This window comes from Martinezella sp. CNPSo 3732 (genome assembly GCF_057784515.1).
The window spans coordinates 10,808-23,380 of record NZ_JBXSOO010000018.1; the positions used below are offsets into that span (position 1 = coordinate 10,808).

The 12,573-nt window shown below is 59.1% G+C and carries 11 protein-coding genes; 7 read left to right on the forward strand and 4 right to left on the reverse strand.

Features of this window, described 5'->3' with window-relative positions:
- Nucleotides 1-264 precede the first annotated feature (264 nt).
- From AC13RM_RS24015 to AC13RM_RS24045, 7 genes are all read left to right on the forward strand, one after another.
- Nucleotides 265-1,119, forward strand: coding sequence for an ABC transporter ATP-binding protein (locus AC13RM_RS24015; RefSeq protein WP_488555645.1), 855 nt, complete (start codon nucleotides 265-267; stop codon nucleotides 1,117-1,119).
- Nucleotides 1,116-1,859: an ABC transporter permease gene (locus AC13RM_RS24020; RefSeq protein WP_488555646.1), complete on the forward strand. Its 744-nt coding sequence runs from the start codon at nucleotides 1,116-1,118 to the stop codon at nucleotides 1,857-1,859. Before AC13RM_RS24015 ends, AC13RM_RS24020 begins: the two co-directional genes overlap by 4 nt.
- Nucleotides 1,847-2,686, forward strand: coding sequence for an ABC transporter permease (locus tag AC13RM_RS24025; protein WP_488555647.1), 840 nt, complete (start codon nucleotides 1,847-1,849; stop codon nucleotides 2,684-2,686). Before AC13RM_RS24020 ends, AC13RM_RS24025 begins: the two co-directional genes overlap by 13 nt.
- Nucleotides 2,687-2,799: 113 nt before the next feature.
- Complete coding sequence (locus AC13RM_RS24030) at nucleotides 2,800-3,801, forward strand: ABC transporter substrate-binding protein (RefSeq protein WP_488555648.1); 1,002 nt, start codon at nucleotides 2,800-2,802, stop codon at nucleotides 3,799-3,801.
- 423 nt (nucleotides 3,802-4,224) lie between these two features.
- Entirely contained in the window at nucleotides 4,225-4,860 is a 636-nt protein-coding gene (wrbA, locus tag AC13RM_RS24035; RefSeq protein ID WP_488555649.1) for an NAD(P)H:quinone oxidoreductase, read from the forward strand.
- A gap of 27 nt (nucleotides 4,861-4,887) precedes the next feature.
- Nucleotides 4,888-5,391, forward strand: a complete 504-nt coding sequence (gene rraA, locus AC13RM_RS24040; protein ID WP_488555650.1) for a ribonuclease E activity regulator RraA — start codon at nucleotides 4,888-4,890, stop codon at nucleotides 5,389-5,391.
- Nucleotides 5,392-5,756: 365 nt separating this feature from the next.
- A complete protein-coding gene (locus tag AC13RM_RS24045) occupies nucleotides 5,757-6,314 on the forward strand; it encodes an NADPH-dependent FMN reductase (RefSeq protein WP_488555651.1) in 558 nt (185 codons plus the stop codon).
- A gap of 32 nt (nucleotides 6,315-6,346) precedes the next feature.
- On the opposite strand, the gene mce is transcribed toward AC13RM_RS24045, so the two are convergent.
- Genes mce through AC13RM_RS24065 form a run of 4 tightly spaced genes read right to left on the reverse strand, consistent with a single transcriptional unit; the run spans nucleotide 6,347 to nucleotide 12,495 of the window.
- Nucleotides 6,347-6,796 carry a methylmalonyl-CoA epimerase gene (gene mce, locus AC13RM_RS24050; protein WP_488555652.1) on the reverse strand — a complete coding sequence of 150 codons (450 nt, stop codon included), beginning with the start codon at nucleotides 6,794-6,796 and terminating at the stop codon, nucleotides 6,347-6,349.
- 13 nt (nucleotides 6,797-6,809) lie between these two features.
- Entirely contained in the window at nucleotides 6,810-8,948 is a 2,139-nt protein-coding gene (gene scpA, locus AC13RM_RS24055; protein ID WP_488555653.1) for a methylmalonyl-CoA mutase, read from the reverse strand.
- Nucleotides 8,948-10,951, reverse strand: coding sequence for an acetyl-CoA carboxylase biotin carboxylase subunit (locus tag AC13RM_RS24060; protein WP_488555654.1), 2,004 nt, complete (start codon nucleotides 10,949-10,951; stop codon nucleotides 8,948-8,950). The genes scpA and AC13RM_RS24060 overlap by 1 nt, the downstream gene beginning before the upstream one ends.
- 11 nt (nucleotides 10,952-10,962) lie before the next feature.
- On the reverse strand, nucleotides 10,963-12,495 hold the full coding sequence (locus AC13RM_RS24065; RefSeq protein WP_488555655.1) for an acyl-CoA carboxylase subunit beta: 1,533 nt from the start codon (nucleotides 12,493-12,495) through the stop codon (nucleotides 10,963-10,965).
- Between the last annotated feature and the right edge of the window lie 78 nt (nucleotides 12,496-12,573).

Sequence of the window (12,573 nt, forward strand, 5' to 3'; positions counted from 1 at the left end):
GAGCGGCCGCACTCAACAACTTGGCAAGGTACCGGTTTCAGTCTAAAATCGGACGAAATGCAAATTTGTGCCTTAGAGCAGAACGCGGAGGGTTTTGTTCTATCGGCGCTGGATGTCGGACCTGACCCCCATTTCGCAGTAGCACCGGCCGGTTTCGCGGGAAAGCGCTTCGGGAAGATGGTCGACAACAGGTCGTTTTGCCAGGAAACGCGCCGTGAATCGGAGGATTTCTGGCTCAAGCATTGAACAGCAGCGGAGGAATGCATGCTTCACACTCTCAACGACTCGCGTTCGGCGGGGCCACCACAGCCAATGATTTCTTCCGTGCCGGCTCTTACCAGCGTCGATATCAGGGATCTGAAATACACCTACACGCCGGAAAACAAACGACCAGTCACCGCACTCGAAAATGTCTCGCTACATGTAAAGGGGGGTGAGTTCATCTCGTTGCTTGGCCCTTCTGGCTGTGGCAAGTCAACGCTTCTTTACCTCATCGGCGGCTTTCTCCCGATCATTGAAGGCAGCATCTCGGTCGATGCGAAGGAAATTGCCGGTCCAGGCCCGGACCGCGGTATCGTTTTTCAAAGTTTTGCATTGTTCCCCTGGCTGACTGTGTTGCAGAACGTGGCCTACGGCCTGCGGAAGCAGGGCATGTCAAAGGCCAATGCCGAAGACAAAGCGCGCGGTTTCCTGAAGCTTGTCGGGCTTGAAGGTTTCGAAGACAGTTTCCCTTCGCATTTATCTGGCGGAATGAAGCAGAGGGCTGCAATCGCACGAACCTTGGCAATCGATCCCAAAATCCTCCTGATGGATGAACCCTTCGGCGCGCTCGATGCACAAACTCGAAGTCTGATGCAGGACGAGCTGCTTGCGATATGGAGGCGTTCGCCAAAGACCGTGATATTCGTCACTCACGATGTCCATGAGGCGGCCTATCTTTCGCAGCGGGTTGTTGTGATGTCGGCGCGGCCGGGCCGCATCAAGACGATCGTGTCGTGTGATTTTGACCGCTCCGACCCGGCATTTGTGCGCAGTCCCCATTTTGTCGAAAAGGTTGACGAGCTCCAGCGTCTGGTGCGTGCTGAAGCCAAGCAGGCTGAGGATGCCGCCAGCCGATGAGACACGCGATAATCCACTATTTACCCCTGCTCCTCGTCGCCCTGTTATGGGAGATAGCGCCCCGTTTGGATCTGGTTTCGGCCAATATCCTTCCGCCGATCAGTGCCGTAGCCGTGTCATGGGCGCAGCTGATGGGCGACGGAGAACTCGTTTCGAACGGCCTGGCATCGCTCACCCGCGCGGGCGCCGGGCTGGCCTCTGCCATTGTGCTCGGCGGAACGCTCGGAATCCTGATGGCGTGGTGGCGTCCGCTCAATGCCACCGTCGGCCCCCTCGTTCAGATCTTCTATCCGGTTCCGAAGTCGGCGCTCATTCCGGTGACGGCGATTTGGCTCGGCTTCGGTGACGCCTCGAAGATCCTGCTCGTCTTCATGGGGTGCTTGCTACCGATCATGCTTGGCGCATTCAACGGCGCCCGCACGACCGAATCCGCGCTTGTCTGGTCTGCTCGCAGCATGGGCGCCTCAAAATTCGGCGTGCTTTGCGATGTCGTCGCCCAGAGCGCGCTACCGGAACTCATGAACGGCGTCCGAACGGCGCTCGCTCTTTCCTTCGTCTTGCTCGTGGCCGGCGAGCTGATCTCGGCCAGCAACGGCTTGGGGTATCTGATCGGCCTTTACGGGTCGGCCGGAGCCAATGACGCGATGTACGCGGTCATCGTCTCGGTCGCCGGCCTTGGATTTCTATTTGACCGCCTCTATCAAACATTTTCGAAGAGAGTACTGGCATGGCAACAGTAGAGGAAGTCAAGAATGGTTCCAGCCGAGGGCAAGACGCCCGAAACGCGATGATATTGCGGGTGGCAGCCACCGGTCAAAGCTCGGTTGCCCTCGTCTCACTCGCCCTCGTCTGGGAGCTGTTTGCGCGAAGCGGGCTGGTCACGCCATTTCAGCTCCCGACGCTGACATCGGTTCTTGGCACGATCTACGCTTCCGCGCTTTCGGGCGAGTTGTGGCAGAGCGTCCACCTAACGCTTTACCGCACGATATCGGGGTTTCTGATAGCAAGTACGCTCGGCATCGCACTCGGTGTCCTTATGGCGCGTAACCGAACCATCCGCTGGTTTTTCGATCCGCTCATCTCGATCATGTTTCCAGTGCCAAAGATCGTGTTTTTGCCTATCGTCATCCTGTGGCTGGGGTTCGGTGACGCCACCAAGATTTTCATGATCGTCATAGACGCGTTTCTACCGGTTCTGACAGCGACCATTGCTGCCACAAGCACCGTGCAGCGCGATCTCGTCTGGTCAGCAAAGAGCATGGGCGCAAGCCGGACCGAACTGGTTCGGGAAGTCTTGCTGCCGGCGGCAATGCCGCAAATTCTAACAGGTTTGCAGGTGGCCCTGCCCTTATCCCTCATCATCTGCATCGTGACAGAGATGCTTACTGCAGGGGGCGGTCTTGGCGCCGACATGATCAATGCGTCCCGCTTTTCCAACTCGAGGGCGCTTTTCGCCGGAATCGTGGAAGTTGCCATCGTTGGCTTTGTCCTGATCAAGGTTCTTGCCGTCGCCCGCAAACATCTGCTGCGATGGCACCCGGAGACGGCGCCGCCGGCGACCGTGTAGCGAAAATCCGGTCCGATGGGTGGGGGTAGGACTCCCGCCGGACCGTAAAACATCAACGGTGACGTAGCGCCGTATACGGGCCGGCTGGGCCTCAACAACCAGGGAGGAATGCAATGAAACTATTGTCAAAGATCGCACTCGTGGTCGGGTTGGCGACCATGTTGCACATGCCAGCAGCGGCAGAGCCTGTGAACATCAAGTTGTCCTGGGTCGTTCCGGTGACAAGCTGGGGCTCGATCGTGCTGGAGAAGAAAGACCTGATGCGGAATCTGGGCAAGACCTACAATCTTGAGGTCGCGCGCTTTCGCGGCACCTCCGAGGCGCTCCAGGGCCTCGCTTCAGGCGACCTCGACATTGCAGACATTTCTACCGGCGGGTTCGCGACCGCATATGATAACGGAGTGAATGATATCAGCATCATCGCAGATGAGCTCCAGGACGGCGTGAACGGCCATTATTCGACCGAGTTTTTGGTACGCGCCGACAGCAACATCCGTTCGGTAGCAGATATCAAAGGCAAGATTATCGCCGTAAGTGCTATTGGGAGCGCGAACGACCTAATGCTGCGCGCCATGCTGCACAAGAACAAGATCAGCGACAAGGATGTGACGATTATTGAGGCGGCACCAGCAACCATGGGCGAGATGCTGAAGAGCGGAAAGGCGCATGTGATCGCCGCAATACGGCCGTTCTCGGCACAGGCTGCAATGCGGGAGGGCAACCGCGTCCTTTTCACCGGCAAAGACGGCATGGGTGAAAGCGATCTCATCGTTTGGGTAGCCAAGAGAAGCTTCGTCGAAGAAAACCGGGCGGCGCTCGTCGACTTCATGGCCGACATGCAGCGCGTCGCATACTGGTTTTCTGACCCTGCCAATCACGCAGAAGTGGAGAAGATCGCCGCGTCTGCGACAAAACTCCCGGTCGAGTTCTGGAAAGACTGGGTGTTCACCAAACAGGACTACTACCGCAATCCCGATATGATGCCGAATACAGCCGCGTTGCAGGCGAACTTCGATCTGATGCAGCAGCTCGGATTTACCAAGGGCGCCATCAAGGTGTCTGACGTGCTCGACCCAAGCATCGTCGAAGAAGCATCGAAACGATCACGCAACTGACGGGACGTAGCGAATGGTGCAGCGTCACCAGACTACGCCATTACCGGCTGGCCCAGCTACTGTCAGGCATGCCGGGCCTGCCCGGTCGTTTCAGCCCTTCGCCGCTATAACCGCAACCTTTTCAGCAAGTTATCTGTGAGGTCCACAAAATGAACAAAGGACACAAGATCGAGCAGGCTGCTCGTGAATTGGAAGATGTTATGCGCTGGCAAATGAGGCCGGCCCTTCGAGGGATCGAGACGGCGAAGCGACCTTTGGAGACGAAATTCCTGGCAGGGTCGCGAAGCGTGATCGCGCTTGCGAAGAGTCTTATGAGAGACGCAATCAGGGACTCGGCAACCTACTATGCGAGTTTTGATTGCGCCGCCGCAATACTCGGTGATTACCATGCGATATCCGAGGATGCCGACAGGAAAAGGTTCGATGATGAGCAGCAGTAATTTGAAGATTATCGTGCTTTTCCACTCGAGGAGCGGCAACACGATGGGGCTTGCTCAAGCTCTTGCGGATGGAGCGAGGCAGGTTAAGGGTGCACATGTGGACGTACGACGTGTGCCGGAACTGACGGCTGAAGCAGAGCTGCTGGCGCACCCTCACACAGGCCAAAGCTTCCAGGAGATCCGGAAATACCCCCCAGCTCAACCCGACGAGCTCGCCGGATACGATGTCGTCATTATGGGAGCGCCGACACGCCTCGGTTCGATGTCTGCAGAAATGAAACACTTCATCGACCGGCTGGGTTCAAACTGGCAGAGGGGCGATTTGCACAATAAGGTCGGCGCTGCATTTACGTCCGCCTCGACGGTTCATGGGGGCCATGAAGTAACACTTTTGGGTTTCCTTACCACGATGATGCATCTGGGAATGATCGTGGTCACTCCGGGCTACACCGACCCGGTTTTTGACCTCGCTGCGGCTCCGTACGGGGCGACCTCTACGACCAAACCAGCACGCCTGCGACGCAAGCCCAGCGATGACGATTTGGCTGCGGCCACCGTGCTCGGAAAGAGAGCGGCCGACCTCGGCTTATGGATAAAACTCGGTCAGTCAGTCGAGTAGACAGAGCGAACCTGAGGATACCAAACGATGTTCAATACGGCAGACGTCTACGACAAACACCATGAACGGCTCCAGGTGTGCGGCCTTCAGTTTCGCAGCTTCGGAAATCATGCATCTTTTTTCGGCCCAGCAGAGACCTTGCGCACGTTTGAAGATCATACACCCGTTCTCAAGGCCGTTTCTGAGGCCGGCGACCACCGTGTGCTTGTCATCGATGCCGCCGGGTCCACGCGCGTCGGCGTAATGGGCGACCGGCTTGCCGAAATCGCCGTTGCGAACGGATGGGCAGGCGTCATCATAAACGGCGTTATCCGCGACAGCGCCGCGATAGGCTCATTGGCGATTGGGGTGAAAGCTCTTGGGGCAACAGCCCGACGAGGCTGGCAACCGACACCAGGGGAGCGCGGCGCCACTCTCAGCTTCGGCGAAGTGACAATAGCACCTGGCAACTGGGTTTACGCAGACGTTGATGCGGTTTTGATCGCAGCCGGCCAACTGGATCTGTCTGCGGACCCGGGTCAAGCAGAGTAGTGGTCACTTGCGAATCTTTGGAACGGAGCCGGTCTTTGAAAAAAACCATCACTGTCGCCAGGACCGGTTCATCAACTGTTTTTTCATCTAAGTCTGGCCGTTTCCGCAAACATCAATGCTGGCGACAGCGGGTTTGCACCCGCCTTAGCGGGATCGCGCTTGTAATCGTGTCCTTCTTCACCCAGAACGCGGAAAAAAGCCGTCCCCGTACGGGCGCTGGCCCTGGGATATGAATCTCTCGACAAGGCCCGCGGCATGAGGCCAGCCGCGTCGCAAACGTTTTCCCCAAACCCAACCAATCGGGACAATTTCCACTTGATATGGCTTCTTGGAAATCCTCGAACCACTATAGGCAGGAGACCTTCATGACCACACACGTAGCCGTCCTTGTCGGAAGCCTTCGCAAGGCATCCGTTACCCGCAAGCTGTCACACGCACTAACGGAGCTTGCCCCAGATGGGCTGGAACTGACTGCTGTCGAAATCGGTGATATGCCGTTCTATAATCCAGACCTCGAAGAGGCATCCCCACCCGCCTCGTGGACCGCCTTTCGTGACAGGATCAGAGGATCCGATGCCGTGTTGTTCGTGACGCCCGAGTATAACCGGTCTGTTCCCGGCGTGCTCAAAAATGCGCTCGATGTTGGCTCTCGACCCTACGGCAAAAATGTCTGGTCCGGAAAGCCTGCAGCCGTGATTACTGCATCGCCAGGAGCATTGGGCGGCTTCGGCGCCAATCACCATCTGCGGCAGTCGTTGGTTTGTCTGGACGTGCCGGTATTGCAGCAACCGGAAGCCTATCTGGGTGATGCCTTTAAACTTTTCGATGATGACGGAAAGCTCGCCAATGAGACAACGTCGGGATTCCTTTCCACCTTCATGGAAAAATTCGCGGCGTGGGTCGCCACTAACCGCCGGACTTGAACGGGTTGCGTTCGCTGACATTCGACTTGCCATCACCGTCGGACAATCCGTCCTACGCGGCTTAGCGTCTCGGAGGACTCACTAACCTGCTCAAGCTCATAGAGCACGCCGCCCATGTCCTTCGGGTGCAGGAAAAGAACGGGATTGCCATGCGCACCGATCCTTGGCTCGCCCTCGCCAAGGATACGGACCCCTTTTTTGAGGAGATCATCGCGGGCCGCAAGAATATCCGGCACCTCAAAGCAGAGATGATGCGTGCCGCCGCCCGGATTTCTGTCGAAAAAACCGGCGAGCGGCGAATTTTCTCCGAGGGGGTGAAGAAGCTCAATCTTTGTATTTTCAGCCTGAACGAAGACCACCGTCACGCCGTGTTCGGGCAGGGATTGCGGCGCCGAGACCTCTGCACCCAACAGCCTGTAGCGGGCAATGGCCGCATCGAGATCCGGCACCGCGATGGCGACGTGATTCAATCTTCCGAACATGTCCGCCTTCCCCTCACACGTTCCGCCTGATGCCCTCGAGCAGGTCGAGGACCTTGTTGGCGGCATCCATGACATTGGTGCCGGGTCCGAAGATTGCCGAAACCCCATGGTCGAGCAGGAATTGATAATCCTGCCGCGGAATGACGCCGCCGACCACGACAATGATATCGTCCGCGCCCTTCCGTTTCAGTGCTTCGACCAGCTGCGGCGCGAGCGTCTTGTGGCCGGCGGCAAGCGACGACATGCCGACCACATGCACCTTGTTCTGAACGGCGAGATCGGCCGCTTCCGCCGGTGCCTGGAACAAGGGACCGGCCAACACATCGAAACCGATATCGCCGAAGGCGGAAGCAATGACCTTCGCGCCACGATCATGACCGTCCTGCCCGAGCTTGGCGACCATGATGCGCGGCTTGGTGCCGATCCTCTCAGCAACACCGGAAAGACGGGCGGCAAGCGTGGCAAGTTCCGGCTCATTCTTATAGGCCTCGCCGTAAATATCGCTTACCACCTCCGGCACGGCGGCATGATCGCCAAAGGCCGCACGCAGCGCATCGGAAATCTCCCCCACCGTGGCACGTGCGCGGGCGGCGGCAACGGCTGATTCGAGAATATTCCCCTTGCCGCTGCGAGCGACTTCGGAAAGCGCCGCAAGCGCGGAAGCGACCTCCTTGCCGTCGCGGCGGCGGCGCGTCTCTTCGATGCGGCGGATTTGCGCGGCCCGCACGGCGGCATTGTCGATATCGAGAACATCGATATCCTCTTCATTTTCGAGACGGTAACGATTGACGCCGACGATGACCTCCTCGCCTTTGTCCACCGCCGCCTGTCTGCGGGTCGCGGCCTCTTCGATCAGCCGCTTCGGCAAGCCTTCAGCTACCGCCTTGATCATGCCGCCCAGCGCCTCGACTTCCTCAATCAGAGCCCAGGCCTTCTCGGTCAGCTCATTCGTCAGGCTTTCGACATAATAGGAACCGGCCAAAGGGTCGACGACCCTGGTGACGCCGGTTTCGTGCTGGAGGATAAGCTGGGTATTGCGGGCAATGCGGGCGGAAAACTCCGTCGGCAGGGCAATGGCCTCATCGAAGGAATTGGTGTGCAGCGACTGCGTACCTCCAAGCACGGCGGACATGGCCTCAAACGCCGTGCGGACGATGTTGTTATAGGGGTCCTGCTCCTGAAGCGAGACGCCGGAGGTCTGGCAATGGGTGCGCAACATCAGCGATGACGCCTTCTGCGGATTGAACTCCTCCATGATGCGCGACCAGAGCAGGCGCGCAGCGCGCAGCTTCGCCGCCTCCATGAAGAAATTCATGCCGATAGCGAAAAAGAACGACAAGCGGCCGGCGAAGTCATCGACATTCAGCCCTTTCGCCAAAGCAGCCCGCACATATTCCCGGCCGTCCGCCAGCGTGAAGGCCAGTTCCTGCACCAGCGTCGCGCCCGCCTCCTGCATGTGATAGCCGGAGATGGAGATGGAATTGAATTTCGGCATCTCCTTCGCCGTGTACTCGATGATGTCTGCAATGATCCGCATCGAAGGTTCGGGCGGATAGATATAGGTATTGCGGACCATGAACTCCTTCAGGATGTCGTTCTGGATGGTGCCGGAAAGGGCGGCACGGGGCACGCCCTGCTCCTCACCCGCAACGATGAAATTGGCGAGCACCGGAATGACCGCGCCATTCATGGTCATGGAAACCGAGACCTTATCGAGCGGAATGCCGTCGAACAGGATCTTCATGTCCTCGACGCTGTCGATCGCAACGCCCGCCTTGCCGACATCGCCCTCCACGCGCGGGTGATCGCTGTCATAACCGCGATGGGTGGCGAGATCGAAGGCCACGGAAACGCCCTGCTGTCCGGCAGCGAGCGCCTTGCGATAAAAGGCATTCGAGGCTTCCGCGGTGGAGAAACCGGCATATTGGCGGATGGTCCAGGGCCGCCCGGCATACATGGTGGCACGCGGGCCGCGGGTGAAAGGCGCAAAGCCCGGCAGGATGTTCAGATGGGAAACCTTCTGCAGATCATCGGCCGTATAGAGCGGCTTGACCTCGATACCTTCGGGCGTGTGCCAGACGAGTGTATCCGGTGAACGCTTCAGCTCCTTTTCGGCAAGCGCCTGCCAGTCGGCAATCTTGGCATCCGACATCACTCAAACTCCATGATCACTTCATCCACCGCCAGGCTTTGGCCCGCCTCAACCTTCACCGCCTTGACCACTGCCCTCTTCTCGGCTTTCAGCAGGTTCTCCATCTTCATCGCCTCGACCGTCGCCAGCGATTGTCCAACTTCGACCGTGTCGCCTTCCCTGACCAGCACCTGAGTGATGACGCCTGGCATCGGGCAGAGCAGCTTTTTCGACATGTCGGCCGACTGCTTGATCGGCATGTACTGGGATAGATCGAACAGGCGCGGTGTCATCACGCGGTAGATCATGTCGATGCCGCGGAAACGAAGGCACCATCCGGTGGAGGCGCGCGAGATCTTAACGCTTGATGCTTCGCCATTGATTGTGAACGAGGCGAGCGTTTTGCCCGGTTGCCAGTTGCTTGTGACTGTGTGATTGACGCCGTCGCCATAGCGGATGTCGATGGTGCCGGTCCCGCATGTCACGGCCTGCGGCCAGGAGTGGTCGCCGCCGACGGCAACGAAGTCGGTACCCAGTTTACGCGTGTGGTTGGCCAGCGTGCCTGAGATCTGTGCGCGGCGGGCTTCCTCAACGAGGTGAACATAGGTCGCGATGGAGGCGAGCTGGCGAGCCTGATCGTTATCTGGCGTGACACCGTGGAAACCTTCCGGCCACTCCTCGGCGATAAAGGCTGTGGTGATGTTGCCGGACTGGAACCGCGGATGTGCCATGACGGCTGAGAGAAAGGGCAGGTTGTGGCCGATGCCCTCGACCTCGAAGCGATCGAGCGCCTCGGCCATCGCCTCAATCGACCGCGTCCGGTCGGGGGCCCATGTGCACAGTTTAGCGATCATCGGGTCGTAATACATCGAGATCTCGCCGCCTTCGTACACGCCGGTATCATTGCGGACCACGATACCGTCGTGCTGTGGGCCTTCTTTAGGCGGACGATAGCGGGTCAGCCGGCCAATCGATGGCAGGAAGCCGCGATAGGGGTCCTCGGCATAGAGGCGGCTTTCGATCGCCCAGCCGTTGAGCTTGACGTCGGACTGGGTGATCGCAAGTTTCTCGCCATTGGCGACACGGATCATCTGCTCCACGAGGTCGATGCCCGTGATGAGCTCGGTCACGGGATGTTCGACCTGCAGGCGGGTGTTCATCTCGAGGAAATAGAAATTGCGCTTGCCGTCGACGATGAATTCGACCGTGCCGGCCGAGAAATAGCCGACGGCCTTGGCGAGCTGGACAGCCTGCTCACCCATCGCCTTGCGAGTGGCTTCGTCGAGGAAGGAGGACGGGGCCTCTTCGACGACCTTCTGGTTGCGACGCTGGATCGAGCATTCCCGCTCGCCGAGATAGATCGTATTGCCATGCTGGTCGCCCAGCACCTGGATCTCAATATGGCGCGGCTGATCGACGAACTTCTCGATGAAGATGCGGTCGTCACCGAAGGAAGACCTCGCTTCGTTCTTCGACGCCTGGAAACCTTCGCGGGCCTCGTGGTCGTCCCACGCGATGCGCATGCCCTTGCCGCCGCCGCCAGCCGAGGCCTTGATCATGACGGGATAGCCAATGCCGGCCGAGATCCTTACGGCCTCTTCGGCATCCGCGATCAGGCCCATATGGCCCGGCACGGTGGAGACGCCAGCTTCGGCCGCAATCTTCTTGGACGTGATCTTGTCGCCCATGGCCTCAATGGCGCCGACCGGCGGGCCGATGAAGGTCACGCCTTCTTGGTTTAAGCGCTCGGCAAACGCGCGGTTTTCTGACAGAAACCCGTACCCGGGATGCACGGCGTCCGCGCCGGTCTGCCTGATGGCTTCAACGATGCGATCAATGACGAGATAGGACTGGGCCGACGGGGCGGCGCCGATATGCACGGCCTCGTCAGCCATGCGGACATGTATTGCTTCGCGGTCGGCGTCGGAATAGACGGCCACCGTCTTGATGCCCATGGCGCGGGCGGTGCGGATGACGCGGGCTGCGATCTCGCCTCTGTTGGCGATGAGAATTTTTGTAATCATGTGATTTTGCCTTACAGGGGAATGGTGTCGTGTTTGCGCCAATAGGTTTCCGACCGCTTGGTGCGAAGCATGGCAAACGCCCGGGCGATGCGTTTGCGCGATGAGCGCGGCATGATCACCTCGTCGATGAAGCCGCGTTCCGCCGCTACGAAGGGATTGGCGAAGCGGTCTTCGTATTCCTTGGTTCGTGCCGCAATCTTTTCCGGGTTTTTGAGCTCTGATCGATATAGGATTTCTGCCGCGCCCTTGGCGCCCATCACCGCGATCTCGGCGGTGGGCCAGGCGTAGTTGACGTCGGCGCCGATATGCTTGGAGGCCATGACGTCATAGGCGCCGCCATAGGCCTTGCGCGTGATGAGAGTGACCATCGGCACGGTCGCCTGGCTATAGGCGAAGAGCAGCTTGGCGCCGTGCTTGATGATGCCGTTATATTCCTGGGCGGTGCCGGGGAGGAAGCCGGGGACGTCGACGAGGGTGAGGATCGGGATATTGAAGGCATCGCAGAAGCGGACGAATTTTGCGCCCTTGCGTGACGAGTCGATGTCGAGGCAACCGGCGAGAACCATTGGTTGGTTGGCGACGACGCCGACGGTCTGGCCCTCCATGCGGATGAAGCCAGTCAGGATGTTACGGGCGAAACCTTCCGAGATCTCGTAGAACTCGCCCTCGTCGGCCAGCGCCAGGATCAGCTCGCGCATGTCGTACGGCTTGTTTGCGCTGTCGGGGATCAGCGTGTCGAGCCGTTCTTCCAGCCGGTCGGGGTCGTCGAAGAACGGGCGGACGGGCGGCTTGTCGCGGTTGTTGAGCGGCAGGTAGTCGAAGAGGTCGCGGATGCGCAGCAACGCCTCGATGTCGTTGTCGAAGGCGCCGTCGGCGACGGAGGACTTGGTCGTGTGGGTCTTGGCGCCACCCAAATCTTCGGCGGTGACGATCTCGTTGGTGACGGTCTTCACCACGTCAGGGCCGGTGACGAACATATAGGCACTGTCGCGCACCATGAAAGTGAAGTCGGTCATGGCGGGAGAATAGACCGCGCCGCCGGCGCAGGGGCCCATGATGACAGAGATCTGCGGGATGACGCCGGAGACTTCGGCGTTGCGGCGGAAGACTTCGGCATAACCGGCGAGCGAGGCGACGCCTTCCTGGATGCGGGCGCCGCCGGAATCGTTGAGGCCGATCACGGGGGCGCCATTGCGGGCGGCCATGTCCATGATCTTGCACATCTTCTGCGCATGTGTTTCTGAGAGGGAACCGCCGAGGACGGTAAAATCCTGGGAGAATACATAGACAAGGCGGCCGTTGATTGTGCCCCAGCCAGTGACCACGCCATCGCCAGGCACCTTGTTTTCGCCCATGCCGAAATCGGTGGTGCGATGGGTGACGTACATGTCGTATTCTTCGAACGATCCCTCATCGAGAAGAACGTCGAGACGCTCGCGCGCGGTTAGCTTTCCCTTGGAATGCTGGGTGGCGATGCGGGCTTCGCCACCGCCAAGTCGGGCGGCGTGCCTGCGGGCTTCGAGTTGATCTAGGATTTCACGCATTTAGTTCCCTCTTGATGCCGTCTTCGCCATACATCCCACTGTTCAGTTGCAAAACGGTGGAAGATGTGAGCATGTGCA